The organism is Haloferax sulfurifontis (assembly GCF_014635105.1).
GTDB classification, from domain to species: domain Archaea; phylum Halobacteriota; class Halobacteria; order Halobacteriales; family Haloferacaceae; genus Haloferax; species Haloferax denitrificans.
Map to the genome: position 1 here is coordinate 120,317 of NZ_BMCI01000007.1, position 17,166 is coordinate 137,482.

At 68.6% G+C, this 17,166-nt stretch carries 22 protein-coding genes; 18 read left to right on the plus strand and 4 right to left on the minus strand.

Annotation, left to right across the window (positions count from 1 at the left end; translation table 11 throughout):
• Positions 1 to 134: 134 nt before the first annotated feature.
• From IEV64_RS17440 to IEV64_RS17495, 12 genes are all read left to right on the plus strand, one after another.
• A complete protein-coding gene (locus tag IEV64_RS17440) occupies positions 135 to 842 on the plus strand; it encodes a DUF6517 family protein (protein WP_007276148.1) in 708 nt (235 codons plus the stop codon).
• Between the two features lie 237 nt (positions 843 to 1,079).
• Positions 1,080 to 2,315, plus strand: a complete 1,236-nt coding sequence (locus IEV64_RS17445) for a translation initiation factor IF-2 subunit gamma (protein ID WP_188424705.1) — start codon at positions 1,080 to 1,082, stop codon at positions 2,313 to 2,315.
• Between the two features lie 22 nt (positions 2,316 to 2,337).
• Positions 2,338 to 2,706, plus strand: coding sequence for a PIN domain-containing protein (locus IEV64_RS17450; protein WP_188424792.1), 369 nt, complete (start codon positions 2,338 to 2,340; stop codon positions 2,704 to 2,706).
• Positions 2,707 to 2,713: 7 nt separating this feature from the next.
• Positions 2,714 to 3,286, plus strand: coding sequence for a DNA-directed RNA polymerase (locus IEV64_RS17455; protein ID WP_004041780.1), 573 nt, complete (start codon positions 2,714 to 2,716; stop codon positions 3,284 to 3,286).
• Positions 3,286 to 3,483 (plus strand): transcription elongation factor subunit Spt4, encoded by a 198-nt coding sequence (spt4, locus tag IEV64_RS17460; protein WP_004967450.1) that lies wholly within the window; start codon positions 3,286 to 3,288, stop codon positions 3,481 to 3,483. Before IEV64_RS17455 ends, spt4 begins: the two co-directional genes overlap by 1 nt.
• 2 nt (positions 3,484 to 3,485) lie before the next feature.
• The gene (locus IEV64_RS17465; protein WP_007276151.1) at positions 3,486 to 4,025 is read left to right on the plus strand and encodes a GTP-dependent dephospho-CoA kinase family protein; all 540 of its coding nucleotides are present in this window, start codon (positions 3,486 to 3,488) and stop codon (positions 4,023 to 4,025) included.
• Positions 4,026 to 4,093: 68 nt separating this feature from the next.
• Positions 4,094 to 4,405, plus strand: coding sequence for a 30S ribosomal protein S24e (locus tag IEV64_RS17470; RefSeq protein ID WP_004967452.1), 312 nt, complete (start codon positions 4,094 to 4,096; stop codon positions 4,403 to 4,405).
• 33 nt (positions 4,406 to 4,438) lie between these two features.
• Positions 4,439 to 6,097, plus strand: coding sequence for a bifunctional N(6)-L-threonylcarbamoyladenine synthase/serine/threonine protein kinase (locus tag IEV64_RS17475; RefSeq protein ID WP_188424707.1), 1,659 nt, complete (start codon positions 4,439 to 4,441; stop codon positions 6,095 to 6,097).
• 65 nt (positions 6,098 to 6,162) lie between these two features.
• Positions 6,163 to 6,441 carry a DUF5808 domain-containing protein gene (locus IEV64_RS17480; RefSeq protein WP_007276153.1) on the plus strand — a complete coding sequence of 93 codons (279 nt, stop codon included), beginning with the start codon at positions 6,163 to 6,165 and terminating at the stop codon, positions 6,439 to 6,441.
• Positions 6,442 to 6,495: 54 nt separating this feature from the next.
• Positions 6,496 to 7,128: a non-canonical purine NTP pyrophosphatase gene (locus IEV64_RS17485; RefSeq protein WP_188424709.1), complete on the plus strand. Its 633-nt coding sequence runs from the start codon at positions 6,496 to 6,498 to the stop codon at positions 7,126 to 7,128.
• Between the two features lie 207 nt (positions 7,129 to 7,335).
• Complete coding sequence (locus IEV64_RS17490) at positions 7,336 to 7,743, plus strand: ACT domain-containing protein (protein WP_007276155.1); 408 nt, start codon at positions 7,336 to 7,338, stop codon at positions 7,741 to 7,743.
• 206 nt (positions 7,744 to 7,949) lie between these two features.
• A complete protein-coding gene (locus IEV64_RS17495) occupies positions 7,950 to 8,123 on the plus strand; it encodes a hypothetical protein (protein WP_004967457.1) in 174 nt (57 codons plus the stop codon).
• A gap of 24 nt (positions 8,124 to 8,147) precedes the next feature.
• Here IEV64_RS17495 and IEV64_RS17500 read toward each other — a convergent pair whose 3' ends face one another.
• Positions 8,148 to 8,624 carry a PIN domain-containing protein gene (locus tag IEV64_RS17500; RefSeq protein WP_007276156.1) on the minus strand — a complete coding sequence of 159 codons (477 nt, stop codon included), beginning with the start codon at positions 8,622 to 8,624 and terminating at the stop codon, positions 8,148 to 8,150.
• A 231-nt stretch (positions 8,625 to 8,855) separates the two neighbouring features.
• Here IEV64_RS17500 and IEV64_RS17505 point away from each other — a divergent pair, with 231 nt between their 5' ends.
• From IEV64_RS17505 to IEV64_RS17515, 3 genes are read left to right on the plus strand one after another with little or no spacing between them, the layout of a single operon-like run.
• Positions 8,856 to 9,893 carry an ABC transporter substrate-binding protein gene (locus IEV64_RS17505; protein ID WP_188424711.1) on the plus strand — a complete coding sequence of 346 codons (1,038 nt, stop codon included), beginning with the start codon at positions 8,856 to 8,858 and terminating at the stop codon, positions 9,891 to 9,893.
• Positions 9,894 to 9,917: 24 nt separating this feature from the next.
• On the plus strand, positions 9,918 to 10,616 hold the full coding sequence (locus tag IEV64_RS17510; protein WP_007276158.1) for an ABC transporter permease: 699 nt from the start codon (positions 9,918 to 9,920) through the stop codon (positions 10,614 to 10,616).
• Positions 10,613 to 11,464 carry an ABC transporter ATP-binding protein gene (locus tag IEV64_RS17515; RefSeq protein ID WP_188424713.1) on the plus strand — a complete coding sequence of 284 codons (852 nt, stop codon included), beginning with the start codon at positions 10,613 to 10,615 and terminating at the stop codon, positions 11,462 to 11,464. Before IEV64_RS17510 ends, IEV64_RS17515 begins: the two co-directional genes overlap by 4 nt.
• 290 nt (positions 11,465 to 11,754) lie before the next feature.
• Here IEV64_RS17515 and IEV64_RS17520 read toward each other — a convergent pair whose 3' ends face one another.
• Together IEV64_RS17520 and IEV64_RS17525 are read right to left on the minus strand one after the other, a co-directional pair.
• Positions 11,755 to 12,408: a potassium channel family protein gene (locus IEV64_RS17520; protein ID WP_007276160.1), complete on the minus strand. Its 654-nt coding sequence runs from the start codon at positions 12,406 to 12,408 to the stop codon at positions 11,755 to 11,757.
• 42 nt (positions 12,409 to 12,450) lie between these two features.
• A complete protein-coding gene (locus IEV64_RS17525) occupies positions 12,451 to 13,068 on the minus strand; it encodes a DUF2238 domain-containing protein (RefSeq protein ID WP_188424715.1) in 618 nt (205 codons plus the stop codon).
• A gap of 98 nt (positions 13,069 to 13,166) precedes the next feature.
• Between IEV64_RS17525 and IEV64_RS17530 the strand changes: the two genes are divergently transcribed.
• Both IEV64_RS17530 and IEV64_RS17535 read left to right on the plus strand, forming a co-directional pair.
• Positions 13,167 to 13,778 (plus strand): metal-dependent hydrolase, encoded by a 612-nt coding sequence (locus IEV64_RS17530; protein ID WP_007276162.1) that lies wholly within the window; start codon positions 13,167 to 13,169, stop codon positions 13,776 to 13,778.
• Between the two features lie 148 nt (positions 13,779 to 13,926).
• Complete coding sequence (locus tag IEV64_RS17535) at positions 13,927 to 14,550, plus strand: class I SAM-dependent methyltransferase (RefSeq protein WP_007276163.1); 624 nt, start codon at positions 13,927 to 13,929, stop codon at positions 14,548 to 14,550.
• 18 nt (positions 14,551 to 14,568) lie between these two features.
• Here IEV64_RS17535 and IEV64_RS17540 read toward each other — a convergent pair whose 3' ends face one another.
• Positions 14,569 to 15,894 carry an MFS transporter gene (locus IEV64_RS17540; protein WP_188424716.1) on the minus strand — a complete coding sequence of 442 codons (1,326 nt, stop codon included), beginning with the start codon at positions 15,892 to 15,894 and terminating at the stop codon, positions 14,569 to 14,571.
• 155 nt (positions 15,895 to 16,049) lie between these two features.
• Between IEV64_RS17540 and IEV64_RS17545 the strand changes: the two genes are divergently transcribed.
• A complete protein-coding gene (locus tag IEV64_RS17545) occupies positions 16,050 to 17,105 on the plus strand; it encodes a pectinesterase family protein (RefSeq protein ID WP_188424718.1) in 1,056 nt (351 codons plus the stop codon).
• Positions 17,106 to 17,166 lie beyond the last annotated feature (61 nt).

Genomic DNA, 17,166 nt, shown 5'->3' on the forward strand with positions numbered 1-17,166 from the left:
CTATTTGGCCCAGAGCCCGGCAGTACTGACCGATGAAGGGGGAAAACAACGAAGCCAGCAGTATCAGACGGAGAGCGTACCTCGGTATCGCGGCCAGCGCGGGGCTCGCGAGTCTCGCAGGCTGTAGCTCCGGAATGACCGCGAGCGCCGCGCGGGCACCGCCGCAGGTTCCCGAGGCGGCGCTCGAAGCCGGCGGCTGGGAGTACATCGGGGGACACTCGCTGGACCCCGCCTTCGAGCGGTCGGTCGGCCCGGCGAGCGTCTCCGCGGCGTTCGAGACGCTCGTCTACGAGGACATGGGCCTCTCGGAGACGCTGAAGGAGAAGACGCTCGGACAGGCCGAGGGGCAGTTCTCGCTGTTCTTCGCGACGCGCGTGACGCTCGACCCGAGCCTGTCGAACCTCCCGGAAGCGGTCCGCGGGACGGTCGTCGACTTGGTCGAAGAACACGCGCGGGCGAACTACGAGGGGCAGTTGGAAGACGTGGACGTCACGGACATCGAACAGACCGACACGCGGACGACGACGGTCGATACGGGCGAGTCGGCGCGCGTGACCGACTACGAGGCCACCATCGCCTTCGACGAGATCACCTTCCCGTTCACGGACGAAAAGGAGTTCACCATCGAGGGACAGGAGTTCGACGTCAGCGGGATGCTGGCCGTCTGGGAACACGACGGGACGATTCTCGTCGCCGGCGGCGCACACCCCGGCGAGAACATCGAACTCAGCGTGACCAAGGAGCCGACCGAGGCCATCGAGGTCTCGGTCGACATCGACCTCGGGCTCACGCCCGACGCCTACCGCGAGGAGCTTCAGTCGCTCGTCACGGGCGTCGAATAACCGGCGAAGCCCGGAGCCGACAGCGGTTCGAGGGGTTACTCGAATCGGTCCGCGAACCGTCGTGCTGGGGGGCGCGACGACCCATTTTTCGGAGCGTCGCCGGGACCGGGAGACGCGGCTGAATCGCCGCGCGCGGTGTGTGACCGCCCGACGTAGCCACAGCGTCGCCGCTCCGAGAACAGCACCTTTATCAGTCGTTCGGAGCCAAGTTCACGCAAGATTACTCTCAGGAGGTCAATGGTGACGAAAAACCCACAACAACCGGAGGTGAACATCGGACTCGTCGGTCACGTCGACCACGGAAAGACGACGCTCGTCCAAGCGTTGTCCGGCTCGTGGACGGACCAGCACTCGGAGGAGATGAAGCGCGGTATCTCCATCCGACTGGGGTACGCCGACGCGACGTTCCGTCAGATTCCCGGCGCCGACGCGCCGGAGTGTTACACGGTCGAAGAAGAGACAGAAGACGGCGAGGAGACGGACGTACTCCGCACCGTCTCGTTCGTCGACGCGCCCGGCCACGAGACGCTCATGGCGACCATGCTCTCTGGTGCCGCCATCATGGACGGCGCCATCCTGCTCGTGAGCGCGACCGAGGACGTGCCGCAGGCCCAGACGGCCGAGCACCTGATGGCGCTCGATATCATCGGCATCGAGAACATCGTCATCGCGCAGAACAAGGTCGACCTCGTCGACCGCGAGCGCGCCCTCGACAACTACGAACAGATAAAGGAGTTCGTGGAGGGAACGGTGGCCGAAGACGCGCCTATCGTCCCCATCAGCGCCCAGCAGGAGGTCAACCTCGACCTCCTCATCGAGGCCATCGAGGAGGAGATTCCGACGCCCGACCGCGACGAGACCGAAGACAGCCGGATGTTCGTCGCGCGCAGTTTCGACATCAACCGCCCGGGGACGACCTGGGAGGGACTCTCGGGCGGCGTCGTCGGCGGTAGCGTCGTCGCCGGCAAACTCGAGGAGGGCGACGAACTCGAACTCCGCCCCGGCCGCGAGGTCGACGAGGAGGGCCAGACCGAGTGGCGCTCCATCACGACCGAGGTCCGCTCGCTCCAGGCGGGCGGCAACATGGTCGACGAGGTCCGCCCCGGCGGGCTCTGCGGCGTCGGGACCGGTCTCGACCCGAGCTTCACGAAGGGCGACGCGCTCGCGGGGCAGGTCGCCGGCGAGCCCGGCACGCTCCCGCCGACGCGCGAGCAGTTCACTATGGACGTGGAGCTTCTCGACCGCGTCGTCGGCGGCGAGGAAGACGAGGGTATCGACGAGATATCCACCGGCGAGCCCCTGATGCTCACCGTCGGCACCGCGACCACGGTCGGCGCGGTGACGAGCGCGCGAAGCGGCGAGGCGGAAGTCTCGCTCAAGCGCCCCGTCTGCGCCGCCGAGGGAGCGAAGATAGCCATCAACCGCCGCGTGGGCGCTCGCTGGCGGCTCATCGGTATCGGGACGCTCAAGTGACGTGACCGCCACCGTAGTCGTCATGGACACGAACGCGCTCATGATGCCGGTCGAACTCGACGTCCGCGTGTTCGACGAACTCGACCGGTTGCTCGCGGCCGACGCGGACCTCGTGGTCCCCACGGCCGTCCTCGACGAGCTGGAGAAGCTCTCGGCGGGCGGCGGGACCGAAGGCGTCGCGGCGAGCGTGGGCGCGGACCTGGCGACCCGGTGCCGGGCGGTCGAAACCGAGGAATCGTACGCCGACGACGCGGTCGTCGAACTCGCCGAATCGGGCGAGGTCGACTACGTCGTCACGAACGACAAGCCCCTCCGTGACCGGGTGCTCGACTGCGGGATTCCCGTCGTCGGCATCCGGGGGCACGCCACGCTGGCAATCACGGAACCTTAACGAAACTATGTACAAACGGGTACGACTCAAAGATACAGTCGAAGTCCCACCCCGACACCTGGGCGACGTGACGCCCGAGCGGGTCAAGCGACTGTTGCAGGACAAGTTGGAAGGACGGATGGACGAGGACGTGGGGAGCGTCGTGAGCGTCGTGAACGTCAACGACATCGGCGAGGGCACCGTACTGCCCAACCGCCCCGGCGTCTACTACGAGGCCGACTTCGACGCCATCACCTACGACCCAGACATGCAGGAGGTCGTCGACGGCATCGTGGTCGAAGTCGTCGAGTTCGGTGCCTTCGTCGGCATCGGCCCGGTCGACGGACTGCTCCACGTCTCGCAGATATCCGACGAATACCTCGCCTACGACGGCGAGAACCAACAGCTCGCGTCGACCGAGTCCAACCAGACGCTCGCCGTCGACGACGAGGTTCGCGCTCGCATCGTCACCAAGAGCATCGACGAGCGCAACCCGCGCGACTCGAAGATCGGCCTCACGGCCAAACAGCCGGGGCTCGGCAAGCACGGCTGGCTCGAATCGAAGCGCCAGCAGAGCGAGGCCTCGGCGGAGGGTAACTGATGGCGAAGCCCCGTCTCGCCTGCCGCGAGTGCCACTTCGTCAACGAGCCGGACAAACAGACGTGTGAGAACTGCGGGTCGAGCAGTCTCACCGAGGACTGGGCGGGTTACGTCGTCATCACCCACCCCGAAGACAGCGAAATCGCCACCGAGATGAACGTCACCGAGCCCGGTGGCTACGCGCTGAAGGTCCGCTGAGGATGCTCACCCTGCCGACGGCGCTTCGGGCGGCGTTCAAAGAGCCGTTCGGCCCGGTGTACACCGAGGCCGACGACCTCCTCGCAGACGCATCCAGCGAGGACGCGGGCGCGCCGCTCGTCGCCGTCGGCGACGTCGTCACCTTCCACCTCCGCCGCGCCGGTCGCCCGCCGGACGTGGCAGTCATCGACGGCAAGACGAAACGCGAGGCCGTCGGCGAGGAGATTCGCCGGGCGGTCGAGACCGGCCGCCTCGTCGAGGTCGAAAACGAACCGGGAACCGTCTCCGTCGCCCTCGTCGAGGCGCTCGTGGCCGCGCTCGACGACCCCGAGCCGACGACGCTCCTCGTCACGGGCGAAGAGGACCTCGCCACGCTCCCGGCGGTGCTCGCCGCGCCCGTCGGCTCGACCGTCGTCTACGGCCAGCCCGACGAGGGAATGGTCCGCGTGACCGTCACCGACGCGACCAAGACCGAGATGCGGGACCTCCTCGCGCGGTTCGACGGTGACTTCGACGCCGTCGTCGCGCCCATCGACGCCTGAGACGCGGGCGCGCTCGTCCCTTCGAAATCCTTTTACTTGCTTCGGGGGGAATTACTGGTAACTGAACCATGGATATCGAAATCATCTCCGAGGAGGAGAACCCCATGTTGCACCGGACGGACGTTCGATTCGAGATCGTCCACGAGGAAGCGACGCCGTCTCGTCTGTCGGTCCGCGACTCGCTCGCGGCCAAGCTGAACAAGGACTCCGACGAGGTCGTCGTCCACGAACTCGACACGAAGTTCGGCATGCGCAAGACCGCGGGCTACGCGAAGGTCTACGAGAGCCCCGAGTTCGCGCGCGACGTCGAACAGGACCACATGCTCGAACGCAACAAGATCACCGACGCCGACGCCGAAGTCGAAGCCGAAGAGGCGTAACCCCGGCTTCGACTCGTCGTTTCTTCACACTCGATGCGCATTCTCGGAATCGAAGGTACAGCGTGGGCCGCGAGCGCCGCGGTTTTCGAGACCGACGACCCCGACGCGCTCCGCTCTGAGACCGGGCGGGCGCCCGACCCCGCGGCCGACCACGTCTTCATCGAATCTGACCCCTACCAGCCCGACAGCGGCGGCATCCACCCGCGCGAGTCGGCCGAACACATGGGCAACGCCATCCCCGAGGTCGTCGAGACCGCGCTCGCGCACGCCGCGGCGCGACACGACGGCGACGGCCCCGTCGTCGACGGCGTCGCCTTCTCCCGCGGCCCCGGTCTCGGGCCGTGTCTCCGCATCGTCGGCACCGCGGCCCGCTCGGTCGCCCAGACGCTCGACGTGCCGTTGCTGGGCGTCAACCACATGGTCGCGCACCTCGAAATCGGCCGCTACCAATCGGGCTTCGACTCGCCGGTCTGTCTGAACGCCTCGGGCGCGAACGCCCACCTCTTGGGCTACCACAACGGCCGCTACCGCGTCCTCGGCGAGACGATGGACACCGGCGTCGGCAACGCCCTCGACAAGTTCACCCGCCACGTCGGCTGGACCCACCCCGGCGGCCCGAAGGTCGAGAAAGCCGCGGAAGACGGCGACTACGTCGAACTGCCGTACGTCGTCAAGGGGATGGATTTCTCGTTTTCCGGCATCATGAGCGCCGCGAAGGACGAGGCGGACGCGGGCACGCCCGTCCCCGACATCTGCGCCGGCCTCCAGGAGACGGTCTTCGCCATGCTCGCCGAGGTGGCCGAGCGCGCGCTGTCGCTGACGGGGACGGACGAACTCGTCCTCGGCGGCGGCGTGGGCCAGAACGCCCGCTTGCGCGAGATGCTCGCGGAGATGTGCGACCAGCGCGGGGCGGAGTTCTACGCGCCCGACCCGCGGTTCCTCCGCGACAACGCAGGCATGATAGCCGCCCTCGGCGCGCGGATGCTCGCCGCGGGCGACACGCTCGCCGTCGAGGAGTCCACCGTGGACCCGAACTTCCGACCCGACCAGGTGGCCGTGACGTGGCGCGGCGCGGACGAGTCGGTCGCGCGCGCCCACACGGACGACGGCGCGATTCGCGGGGCCGAGGCGACCGTCGACATCGACTCCGAGGAGGTCGTCAAGCGGCGCGTCCCGAAGACGTACCGCCACCCGGAACTGGACGAGAGACTCCGACGCGAGCGAACCAAAGCCGAAGCGCGGCTGACGAGCGACGCCCGGCGCGCCGGCGTTCGCACGCCCGTCGTCCGCGACGTCGACCCCGTCGACGGCGTCATCGCGTTCCAGCGGGTCGGCGACGCGGACCTCGCCGAGCGACTCGACCCCGAGGCCGTCCGCGTCGTCGGCGAGTACCTCGCGCGACTGCACGAGGCCGGCATCGTCCACGGCGACCCGACGACGCGGAACGTCCGGGTCGGAACGGGACCGGACGGCGACCCGCGCGTGTACCTCATCGACTTCGGCCTCGGCTTCCACACGGGCCACGTCGAGGACCACGCGATGGACCTCCACGTCTTCGCTCAGAGCGTCGAGGGGACCGCCGCCGACGCCGACCCGCTTCTCGACGCGCTCGAAGCGGGCTACGAGGCCGTCGGCTCCGAGGAGGTCATCGCTCGGTTGCGCGAGGTCGAGTCCCGCGGCCGGTACCGGTAGGTCGCCGCGGCCGGACTCGTCGGAAGGCCAAAACGATTTATCCCGAGCCGGCGTATTCGTCTCACATGGCAGACAAACCGCAGCGCGGAACGCTTTTCGGAATCCCGTACAACTTCGAGCGACCGAGCGCCGGCCGACTGCTCTCGTCGTACTGGCAACCCGGCAAGGGAATGCTGGTCGAAAAGCCGTTCGGCATCGGCTACACGCTGAACCTCGCGAGCTGGCGGTCGTGGGTCGTCCTCCTCGTCGCCGGCGGCCTCCTCTGGAACGAGCGCCAGAAGGCGGAGGAGACAGAAGAGGAAGCCGAGGCCGACGACGGCCCCGTCGAAGTCATCGTCGACTGAAGCGAAGCGACCGACACCGACGACTTTTCCACGTCCGCCCGCGGAGGGGCGGGCATGCTCCGATACGTCACCACGAACGCGGGGAAGGTCCGCGAGGCGCTTTCGTACCTCGACGACGACGTGACCCAACTCGACTTCGACTACACCGAGGTGCAGGCGTCCGACCTCGGCCCCATCGCGGCCCACGGCGCGCGCGAGGCGTACCGCTACGCCGACGAGCCGGTGCTCGTGGACGACGCCGGGCTCTTCATCGACGGGTTCGAGGGCTTTCCCGGCCCGTACTCCTCGTACGTCGAAGACACCCTCGGCGTCGAGGCGGTCCGCCGGCTGGCCGCGGCCGAACTCGACGAGCCTCGTCGGGCGTCGTTCCGGTGTGTCCTCGCGTACTGCGACGGCGAGCCGTTCGAGGCGAGCCCGGATCCGATAGACCGCGACGACCGGACCGTCGCGGCCGCCCGCGGCGCGGAACAGGACACAGAGGAGACGGATGCGCTCCCGGTGAAGCTCTTTACCGGAAGCGTCAACGGTCGCATCGTCCCGCCGCGCGGCGAGGGCGGCTTCGGTTACGACCCCATCTTCGAACACGACGGCGCGACGTTCGCGGAGATGAGCGCCGAGGAGAAAAACGGCATCTCCCACCGCGGGCGGGCGTTAGCGAAGTTTGCGACGTGGTACGCCGAGCGGTAGCGAGGCGTTCGTCGAAAATCTTCGATTTTCGGAAGTTTGCTGAGCGAACGGAGTGAGCGAGGCAAACGTCGTCGGGCGCGAAGCGTCCGACGGAAGTACGCCGAACGTTAGTGAGGCGTCCGTTGAAAGTCTTCGAGTAGTATCGGTGCGTTGAGCGGGAGTCGCCGCGACCACTACGCTTACCCCGCCGGGGCGACCCCGAGACGCATGGACCCGAGCGACTTCTTCGAGGGTGGGACCGTGACCGTCTCGGCGGCGACCTACGCGGTCGTCAAGGCCGAGCGGGGCGACCCGAACGCCTTCGCGACGATTCGAGACGACGCGGAGACGACTGTCGTCGTCGAGGAGGAGCGCGTCGACGAGCAGACCGCCATCGACGTCGAGTGGGGTTGGAAGCGACTCACCTTCGAGATGGTTCTGCCGTTCGAACTCGTCGGTTTTCTGGCGCGGGTCGCGGGCGCGCTCGCCGAGGAGGACATCTCGGTGTTCGCGCTGTCGGCGTACTCGACCGACCACGTGCTCGTCCGCGAGGGCGACGTGGCGGCGGCCGCGGCGAAGCTCGAATCGCTCGGCTGTGCCGTCGAGCGCGCCGAGGGATTCGGAGACGGGAACTGACGCCGAAACCGGCGCGCGGTCGAACAGCTTGATACGGTCGGCGGTGAGACATTAGCCACGATGTCCCCCGCCTGCGACGAGCTCCCTCCGCTCGTCACCGACCCCTCCAGCGGTATCGACTGCACGCGCTCCACGACAGCCGGCCCCGTCACGCCCCGCAATCGACAGGGTCCGCACTCAGGGACGACGGGCGCGTACGGAGACGCATGAACCGAGCGAACGTCGTCGCCGCCGGCGCGGCCAGCGGCTACGGCATCGCCGTCTTCGCCGCCATCGCGGTGTTCTTCGGCGACGCCTCGCGGGGCCTCGGTGTGGCCGTCGGCTTCGGTCTCGTGACCGTCCTCGCCATCTTCGCGGTGACGCGCGTCCTCGGCGACTGAGCCGGTCGGCCGCGACCCGTCTCGCTACGCCCGCGGGTCGCGGTCCGGGCCGGGGTACGGCCCGTCTTCGACCTCGGCGTAGAGGCTCTCCGGCGCGAACAGCGACGCGAACGCCTTCGGATGGCGGATGCTGACCGGGAAGCGGCCGCCGAGCGCCGCGCCCGCCCGCGCCGAGCTGAGTCGGTCGTCGAACGTGAGGAGGTGCATCGCGCCGCCGCGGTAGGCCGACGCCAGCGCGGGGTTGTCGCCGTCGGGGTGGGAGACGAGTTCGGCCCACGAGTCGACTTTCTCGCGCCAGTCGGCCGCGAGGTCGGCGTCCGCGAGCGACGAGACGACCGCCTCGGCGTCGTCGAGAAGCGGGTCGCTGGCGACGAGCGTCGTCCACGAGTGCCGCCGGAGGTGGTCGAGCGCCGCTCTCGCGGGGCCGTCGGCGAGGAGGTCGGCCGCGAGCACGTCGGCGTCGGCGACGACCCGCGCGGGCGAGGGCTCCGTCTCAGGCATCGTCGCCCCGGCGGGCGCGGAGCGCCTCGGTGATGTCGGCTTCGGTCGTCTCGTAGGCGGCGGCGCGGGCGAAAAGCGATTCCCAGCTCATGGGCGCTAGCACGGAGGGGGTCGAAAAGAATCCGACGCAACCGGTTTCAGGCGCGAGTCGTTTCGAATCCTCGAGATTGAAATTATTTGTGGTTACATCACATGGGAAACAGTTATTCCCCGTTCGGCGAACCACAATGCATGGCGATAGAGCGACGGCGCTTCTTACAGGCGGCCGGTGTCGGTGCGGTTCTCGGACTGAGCGGATGCACGGGGAACACGAGTCCCCCGGAGGCGAACAACGAAACCTCGGAGGCGTCCGGGGGAAGCCAAAGCGAAGGCGAGAGCGGCGCGGCCCGGGAACTCACGCTGGCGACGACGACGAGCACGTACGACACGGGACTGCTGGACGCCCTGAACCCGGTATTCGAAGAGCAGTACAACGCCCGGGTGAAGACCATCTCGCAGGGGACCGGCGCGGCAATCGAGACGGCGCGAAACGGCGACGCCGACGTGATTCTCGTCCACGCCCGCGGCGCGGAAGACGAGTTCCTCCGAGAGGGCTACGGCGTCAACCGCCGCGACGTGATGTTCAACGACTTCGTCATCGTCGGGCCGGCCGACGACCCCGCGGGCATCTCGGGGATGGAGAGCGCGACCGACGCCTTCGCGACCATCGCCGAGGCCGAAGCGACGTTCGTCTCCCGCGGCGACGACTCGGGGACGAACAAGAAGGAACTACTCATCTGGGAGGCCGCCGGGGTTTCGCCGTCGGGGTCGTGGTACCGCGAAATCGGGCAGGGCATGGGCGACACGCTCGTGCAGGCCGACCAGTCGGGCACGTACACGCTCTCCGACCGCGGGACGTTCCTCGCGACGCAGGACAACGTCGACCTCGAAATCCAGGTGCAGGGCCCGCTCAAGGACGGCCCGACCATCCTGAAGAACCCCTACGGCGTCATCCCGGTGAACCCCGCAAAGTACCCCGACGTGAACTACTCGCTGGCGATGGCGTACGCCGGCTTCCTCACGGGCCCCGAGGGACAGGAGATAATCAGCAACTACACGGCTAACGGGTCGCAGTTGTTCTTCCCCAACGCGCTCTCGGAGGAGCCGCAGTTCGGCCAGTACGTCCCCGAGGACTACGACGGCGGGGAGAACGCCTCCGAGTCGTCGGCGTCGGTCTCCGACGCGCAGTTCGAGTCGTGGGTGGCACAGCACGTCCCCGAGGACTTTTAGTCCGACCGGACCCCACCACCGACCGTGTTCGGCCTCGGCGACCTGAACCTCACTTACCTCGTCAGCATCACGGCGGTCTCGCTGTACGTGAGCACCGCGGCGGTCGCGCTCAGCGCCGCAATCGGCCTGCCCCTCTCGCTCGTGGTCGGCTTTCGCGACTTCACCGGGAAGTCCGCCGTGACCTCGCTCATCTCGACCGGCATGGGCTTTCCGAGCGTCGTCGTGGGCCTCGTCGTGCTCTTGGCACTCTCCCGGTCGGGGCCGCTCGGGGCGTTCGAACTGCTGTTTACGCCCGAGGCGATGATTCTCTCGCAGACCATCCTCGCGCTCCCCGTCCTCGTGAGCGTCTCGCTGTCGGCGGTCCAGTCGGTGCCACAGGACCTCAGAGACGCCGCGTTCGCCGCCGGCGGCACCTCGACCGACGTCGCCCTGTTGGTCGTCCGCGAGGCGCGCTACGGCATCGTCACGGCGCTTCTGGCCGCCTACGGCCGCGCAATCAGCGAGGTCGGCTCCGTGCTCATCGTCGGCGGTAACATCGTCTTCTCGGACAGCACGTCGTTCACGCGGACGCTCACGACGGCCATCACCGTCGAGGCGCGGAAGGGGAACATCGAGACGGGCATCGCCCTCGGAGCCATCCTGCTCGCGCTCGTCCTCGGCGTGAACGCCCTCGGCGCGCGCTTCCGCGACCGGACTCCCGGACGGAACGGGAGGGGACGATGACGGCCGGAGTCCCCGGCGGCGGCGCGTCCGGCGCGTCCGACGGGTCCGACTCCGCATCGACCGACGCGCGACACGGTCGGACCCGACTCGCGGCGCGCGGCCTCGGCCACGGCTTCGGCGACGGCGCGGTGCTGGACGACGTCTCGCTCGCCGTCGAACCGGGCGGGATTCTCGCCGTCGTCGGTCCCTCGGGAACCGGGAAGACGACGCTGTTTCGACTGCTCGCGATGTTCGAGCGCCCCGACGAGGGGGCGGTCGAAGTCGGCGGCGACGACGTGTGGGACCTCCCCGAGGCCCGTCGGCTGGCGGTCAGACGCAGGGTCGGGATGGCCTTCCAGACGCGGAGTCTGTTTTCGACGACGGTCGAGGAGAACGTCTCCTACGGGCTCCGCGTCCGCCGGCCGTGGTCGGCTCGCGTCCGCGACGCGGTGGCGGGGCTGTTCGGCCGCGACGAGCGCGCAGACACCGTCAGCGACGCCCTGCGGACCGTCGGCATGTTCGACAAGGTCGACCGCGACGCCGGCTCGCTGTCGGCCGGGGAGGCCCAGCGCGTCGCCATCGCTCGCGCGCTCGCGCCCGACCCCGACGTGTTACTGCTGGACGAGCCGACCTCGAACCTCGACCCGCGGAACACCGCCGCCATCGAGTCGGCGATGCGGGCCGCCCGAGACCGGGGCATCGCCGTCGCGCTCGCCACCCACGACATGCAACAGGCCCGGCGGGTGTCGGACCGGACGGCCGTCATCCTCGGCGGGACGTGCATCGAATCGGGACCGACCGACGCGGTGTTCGAGTCGCCGGACGACGACCGGGTCCGCCAGTTCGTCGAGGGGAAGCTCGTCTACTGAGCGCGGATGACCGCGGCAACCTCGTCGTCGGTATAACAGCAGATATTGCGTGTAGATGGCGTGTGACTCCCGTCTGACGCAGATTTAAGGTCCCCCGTACGTACCCGAGCATAGGGCGCGGATTCGGCCTCAGTTCCCATCCTCCCACCGACGCGCCCGGCACGAAAACCACCACCACCATCGTCGTTCTGGTTCCCCCGGTACGACACTCGGCGCCGCCACCACGGCGCTGTTTTCCGAGACCGACTACTCGTCCAGTGACGTCTCGGCCGCGGCGGTCGGCGGGAGGGTCAGCCGAGCAGTTTCGACCGGACTCGCTCCAGCGCGGTTCGCTCCGTGAGGAGCGCGAGCTGGTCGCCGGGCTCGACGACGGTTCCCGGTAGCGGAATCGTCATCGGCTCGCGCTCCCGGCCGTGGGCGTAGACGCGGCCGTCCGCACCGAGGTCGATGTTGGCGACGTGTTCGCCGACGACGGGCGCGCCGTCGGGGACGCTGACCGTCGTCAGCCGAAGCTGGTCGGTCAGGTCGCCGATGGCGTTGAAGTCGCCGCCGAGAAGCGCCGTCTTCGCGCCGGCCGCGCCGAGGCGTTCGGGGTAGATAATCTCGTCCACGTCGTCGGCGTAGCGCTCGTAAATCTCCTGCCGGTAGTCCTCGCTGATGCGCATGACCGTCCGGCAGTCGTACTCCTTGCCGAGCATGCAGGCCGCGAAGTTGACGTTCGGGTCGCCGGTCAGTCCGCCGACGGCGTCCGCGCCCTCGACGCCCGCCTCCGTCAGCACGCTCTCGGTCCCACCGTCGCCGAGTACGGCTTCGAACCCCTCGTCGCGGGCGCGGTCGACCTTCTTTTCGTCGTTGTCGACGACCGTCACGTCGTGGCCCTCCTCGCGGAGCACGCGAGCGGTCCGCGAACCCACGCGTCCGTACCCAACGATAACGAGTTTCATGGTAGTAGTATACACATCAGGTGGCTAAAAGATGGTCCCCCGTCAGGGGCCGGTCCGTTCGAGTCGCTCCCTGATCGAATCGATGGTGTCGGCGAGCGGCGGCGCTCCGAAGAGGGCGACGAGCACCGCGCCGACCGTGTCGAAGACGAGGTCGACGATGGTGTCGGCGAGTCCGTACTGGACGAGGACGGCCTCAGAGCCGATGGCCTCGGCGGCGAGGCGCGCGCCGAACTCCAGTACCTCCCAGAACACGCCGGCCGCGAGCGTGAAAAGCAGGATGTAGACGAACATGAAACGGTCGGGGAGGTAGACGGCCTCGGTGTACTCGTCGACGGCCCGCGCGGTGACGTAACCGACGGCCGCGACCACGGTCGCCGAGAGCGTGTGGGTGACGTGGTCCCACCAGTCGATGTAGTTGTACGGGCCGAGCATGCCGGCGGCGTGGAGCAACACCGCCAGCGTCAACCAGAGGCCGAAAAGCGGGTGGAGCCGAATCTGCCAGTCGCGGCGGAGCACCGCGGGGAGGAACGTCGCGCCCAGCGCGAGCACCGCGTTGACGACGACGCTCAGGTTCCGCGTGTAGACGCCGACGAGGAAGATACACAGGATAACGACCTGAATCGCTCGCCCCGCGAGTCGCTCGGTTCGCCGGGAGACCATTGCGGTGTGCTACGGCCTGAACGACCTAAATTCGACCGTGTGACTAGCTAGCACGACCACCGACACCGTTTTTCCTCCAGATTGCATACGACCCACCGATGATGGCCACCACTCACGCCCTCGCGGGTGTCGTTCTCGGCACCGCCGTGTGGGCGCTGGTCCCCGAGGCCGGGATGCTCCCGGTGCTCGCGGCCGCACTCGGCGGCCTGTTCCCCGACTTCGACCTGTACGCGGGCCACCGGAAGACCCTCCACTTCCCCGTGTACTTCAGCGCGCTCGCCGCGCCCGCAGTCGCGGTCGCCGCGCTGAACCCGACCACCACGACGCTCGCCGTCGCGCTGTTCCTCGCGGCGGCCGCGCTCCACTCCGCGTCCGACGTGCTCGGCGGCGGCCTCGAACTCAAGCCGTGGCTCGGCACCTCCGAGCGCGCCGTCTACGACCACTGGAACGGCCGCTGGCTCGCCCCGAAGCGGCTGATTCGCTACGACGGCGCGCCCGAGGACCTCGCGCTGACGCTCGCCTTTGCCGTCCCGCCGGTCCTCGTCTTCGACGGCCTCGCGGAGACGCTCGTCATCGCCGCGGTCGCCGTCTCCGGCGTCTACGTCCTGCTCCGCAAGCCGATGGTCGCTATCGCCGAGACCGCAGTCGACGCGATGCCCGACCACGTCGTCGACTACATGCCCGAGCGGTTCGTCCGCGACTTCCGCTGAGCCGCACCCGATTTTCGAACGCGTTTCGACCCTCGTTACTCCGTTTTTCGACCGTCGCCGCCACCCCGAACCGACGGCCCGCGTGGGGTCTGTCACGGGACAAGACACTTACCCGGCGGCCGCGGGGTGGAACCTGATTACGTCCAGCATGACAGACCAGCGCCGCGCCGTCAGAGACGCGTACGACAGCCTCGCCGACGACTACCTCGACCAGCGGAGCGACGACGCGCCCGCGGTTCTCGACGAACTCGCCGACGCCCTCGACTCGGGCGCGCGGGTCCTCGACGCCGGGTGCGGACAGGGGACGCCGGTGACGGACGCCCTCGCCGCCGACTTCGACGTGGTGGGCGTCGATTTCTCCCGCGAGCAACTGCACCTCGCCCGCCAAGACGTCCCGGCGGCGCGGTTCGCACAGGGCGACATGACCGCGCTTCCGGTCCGGTCGGACTCCTTCGACGCCGTCTGCGCCTTCTACTCCGTCATCCACGTCCCAATCGCGGAACACGAGCGGGTGTTCGCGGAGTTCGCCCGCGTCCTCCGACCCGGCGGCACCCTGCTTTCGACCGTCGGCGGCGAGGCGTGGAGCGGCGCGAACCCCGACTGGCTCGACAGCGGCGTCGAGATGCGCTGGAGCTTCCCCGACATCGAGGAGACCTACGAGACGCTCGACGCGGCCGGGTTCGCGGTGGAAGCCGAGTTCGTCGTGGACGACGAACTGGGGAGTCAGTACCCGTTCGTACTGGCGCGGTACGAGGGCCGAGGCGGCTGTTAGCGCGGAGGGACACGTCCCTCAGTCGGTCGGCTCCGCGGTCGCCGATAGAGCCGCGTCGGTCCGGGACTCCCGCCGGTGGAGCAGGTACGCACAACACACCGCCACGACCCCCGCGGCGGTGGCAATGCCGAACGCGACGCGGTAGCCGGTCGCCGTGTAAACCCGCGCCCCGGCGACGGTCTCGCCCGTCCAGTAGGCGTCGAGTGCGAGGCCCATCACCGCCGGGAACAGCGCCGCACCGAAGTAGCCCATGCTGTTTATCGCGCCCGTGACGGTCGCGCTCGCGGTGGCGTCGTGGCGCTCCTTGGCGACCGTGAAGGCGATGACGGCCCCGCCCATGACGAACAGCGCCGAGAACAGCAGGACGCCGACCACGAGGAGCGGCGGCGTCACGAGGAGGAAGACGAGCCCATAGGAGAGGGTGAAGACGACACAGGAGGCGACGATGAGTTCGGTTCGGTAGCCGATGCGGTCCGAGAGCGTCCCGAGCACGGGCGACCCGAGGAGGAAGCCGACGTTACCGACGAAGACGAAAAGCGAGGCCGTCCGGACCGACACGTCGTAGAGGTCGGCGATGTAGGGGACGCCCCACAGGCCGGTGACGGTGAAGTTGGTGCCCAAGACGAGAAACAGCATCGTTCCCATCAGCCACGTCTCGCCCTCGCGGAGGACGCGCCTCGTGTTCTCGACGACCGCCCCGAGTTCGACCGACGACGCGGGCGGACGGACGCCGTCGAGGGGGTCGAACCCGGCGTCTCGCGGCCGGTCGCGGACCGCGAGGTACGTCACGACGGCGAGACCGACGCCGCCGACGCCGACCCCGAGGAGGACCGAGCGCCAGCCGACCGCGTCGATGGCGACCGCGAGCGGCGTCGTCGCGAGCACGCCGCCCATCCCCGCCGCGGCGACGGTCCACCCGGTCATCGTGGCGAACTCGTCCGGTCGGTACCAGTTCGCGAGGAACCGGAGCGTCGCCGTGTAGAGGACGCTCCCGCCGAGGCCGAGGAGCGCCCGCGAGGCGAACGCCACCTCGTAGGTCGGCGCGAGCGCGAAGCCGAAGACGCCGAGCGCCATCACGGCGAGTCCGCCGGCGGCGACCCGGTGCGACCCCGCGCGGTCCACGAGGATGCCCGCCGGTAACTGCAGGCCGGCGTAGATGTAGAAAAAGGACGCGTGGAGCATGCCGAGTTCCGCGCCGGTCGTGTCGAACGCCCGCGCGAGGTCGTCGGCGAGAACCGCCGAGGTCACGCGATGGAAGCTGACGAGGAGAAAGCCCGTCGTCAGGAGCGCCCAGAGCGCCCACCGGAGCCGGGTCGGCGCCGACCGAACTGAGAACCGTGTCATAGCTCAGGCGACACCGCGTGCGTGTAAATGTCTGTCGCGGACGTTCGTGAACGTCGGTGCGAGTTCTAGTTACCGTGGCGCAATCGCTCCCCGCGCCGCCGTGAGTTCCACCGGTATCCCCCAAGCGTATAGCGTCGGCGAGGGTGGTACGACCCATGATCGCATTACTCACGGCTCTCGCAGTCGCGGTCGGTTGTCTCGCCGTCGCCGCCGGAGTGGCCGGAACCCTCGGGGGCGCTGACGACGACGACACCGGCGGTTCCGACGACGCCAACGACACCGACGACACCGGCGATTCTGACGACTCCGACGAGTACGACTACGTCGTCGCCAAGGACGGCTCCGGCGACTACGAGACGATTCAGGCCGCCATCGACGGCGCGAAGTCGTTCCCGCCGGACCGCATCCGCATCCTCGTCCGCGCGGGCGTGTACGACGAGAAGGTCGAGGTCCACGCGTGGAACCCCGACGTCACCCTCGTCGGCGAGCGCGCCGGGGAGACGGTCATCACCCACGACGACCACTTCGAGAAAATCGACCGCGGGCGCAACAGCACCTTCTTCACCCACACGCTGAAGGTCCGCGGCAACGACTTCCGCGCCCGAAACCTGACCGTCGAGAACAGCGCCGGCCCGGTCGGACAGGCCGTCGCCCTCCACGTCGACGCCGACCGCGCCGTCTTCGAGAACTGCCGCTTCCTCGGCCACCAAGACACCGTCTACGCCGCCGGCGAGGGCGCGCGCCAGTACTTCTCGGAGTGCTACGTCGAGGGGACGACCGACTTCGTCTTCGGCGGCGCGACCGCCGTCTTCGAGAACTGCCGCGTCCACTCGAAAGCCGACTCGTACGTGACGGCGGCCTCCACACCCGAGAGCGATCCCTTCGGCTTCGTCTTTCTCGACTGCGAACTGACCGCCGACCCCGACGTGTCCGAGGTGTATCTCGGCCGCCCGTGGCGAAACCACGCCCGAACCGCGTTTCTCCGCACCCGGATGGACTCGCACGTGCTCCCCGCCGGCTGGCACAACTGGTCGCGCCCGGAGGCCGAGGTGACGGTCGAATACGCGGAGTACGACAGTCGAGGAGCGGGTGCGAGTGGTGAGCGGGTTCCGTGGGCGGCGGCGTTGACTGAGGTGGAGGCTGAGCGGTATTCGAAGGCGAACGTGTTGGGTTCGGAGGGTGATGGAGAGTGGTGGGACTGGGAGGTGTGAGAGTGCGGGAGGGAGGGTTTAGTCTCGACACACAAGCCGACGCCGCCACACGAAGCGATGT

What these genes read in the sequence shown, in the direction of transcription:
- IEV64_RS17485 (WP_188424709.1), top strand. Translation starts at nt 6,496, where the DNA reads ATGCTCCGATACGTCACCACGAACGCGGGGAAGGTCCGCGAGGCGCTT.
- IEV64_RS17475 (WP_188424707.1), top strand. Translation starts at nt 4,439, where the DNA reads ATGCGCATTCTCGGAATCGAAGGTACAGCGTGGGCCGCGAGCGCCGCG.
- IEV64_RS17515 (WP_188424713.1), top strand. Translation starts at nt 10,613, where the DNA reads ATGACGGCCGGAGTCCCCGGCGGCGGCGCGTCCGGCGCGTCCGACGGG.
- IEV64_RS17440 (WP_007276148.1), top strand. Translation starts at nt 135, where the DNA reads ATGACCGCGAGCGCCGCGCGGGCACCGCCGCAGGTTCCCGAGGCGGCG.
- IEV64_RS17490 (WP_007276155.1), top strand. Translation starts at nt 7,336, where the DNA reads ATGGACCCGAGCGACTTCTTCGAGGGTGGGACCGTGACCGTCTCGGCG.
- IEV64_RS17450 (WP_188424792.1), top strand. Translation starts at nt 2,338, where the DNA reads ATGGACACGAACGCGCTCATGATGCCGGTCGAACTCGACGTCCGCGTG.
- IEV64_RS17535 (WP_007276163.1), top strand. Translation starts at nt 13,927, where the DNA reads ATGACAGACCAGCGCCGCGCCGTCAGAGACGCGTACGACAGCCTCGCC.
- spt4 (WP_004967450.1), top strand. Translation starts at nt 3,286, where the DNA reads ATGGCGAAGCCCCGTCTCGCCTGCCGCGAGTGCCACTTCGTCAACGAG.
- IEV64_RS17505 (WP_188424711.1), top strand. Translation starts at nt 8,856, where the DNA reads ATGGCGATAGAGCGACGGCGCTTCTTACAGGCGGCCGGTGTCGGTGCG.
- IEV64_RS17520 (WP_007276160.1), bottom strand. Translation starts at nt 12,408, where the DNA reads ATGAAACTCGTTATCGTTGGGTACGGACGCGTGGGTTCGCGGACCGCT.
- IEV64_RS17465 (WP_007276151.1), top strand. Translation starts at nt 3,486, where the DNA reads ATGCTCACCCTGCCGACGGCGCTTCGGGCGGCGTTCAAAGAGCCGTTC.
- IEV64_RS17540 (WP_188424716.1), bottom strand. Translation starts at nt 15,894, where the DNA reads ATGACACGGTTCTCAGTTCGGTCGGCGCCGACCCGGCTCCGGTGGGCG.
- IEV64_RS17545 (WP_188424718.1), top strand. Translation starts at nt 16,050, where the DNA reads ATGATCGCATTACTCACGGCTCTCGCAGTCGCGGTCGGTTGTCTCGCC.
- IEV64_RS17455 (WP_004041780.1), top strand. Translation starts at nt 2,714, where the DNA reads ATGTACAAACGGGTACGACTCAAAGATACAGTCGAAGTCCCACCCCGA.
- IEV64_RS17500 (WP_007276156.1), bottom strand. Translation starts at nt 8,624, where the DNA reads ATGCCTGAGACGGAGCCCTCGCCCGCGCGGGTCGTCGCCGACGCCGAC.
- IEV64_RS17480 (WP_007276153.1), top strand. Translation starts at nt 6,163, where the DNA reads ATGGCAGACAAACCGCAGCGCGGAACGCTTTTCGGAATCCCGTACAAC.
- IEV64_RS17530 (WP_007276162.1), top strand. Translation starts at nt 13,167, where the DNA reads ATGATGGCCACCACTCACGCCCTCGCGGGTGTCGTTCTCGGCACCGCC.
- IEV64_RS17525 (WP_188424715.1), bottom strand. Translation starts at nt 13,068, where the DNA reads ATGGTCTCCCGGCGAACCGAGCGACTCGCGGGGCGAGCGATTCAGGTC.
- IEV64_RS17445 (WP_188424705.1), top strand. Translation starts at nt 1,080, where the DNA reads ATGGTGACGAAAAACCCACAACAACCGGAGGTGAACATCGGACTCGTC.
- IEV64_RS17495 (WP_004967457.1), top strand. Translation starts at nt 7,950, where the DNA reads ATGAACCGAGCGAACGTCGTCGCCGCCGGCGCGGCCAGCGGCTACGGC.
- IEV64_RS17470 (WP_004967452.1), top strand. Translation starts at nt 4,094, where the DNA reads ATGGATATCGAAATCATCTCCGAGGAGGAGAACCCCATGTTGCACCGG.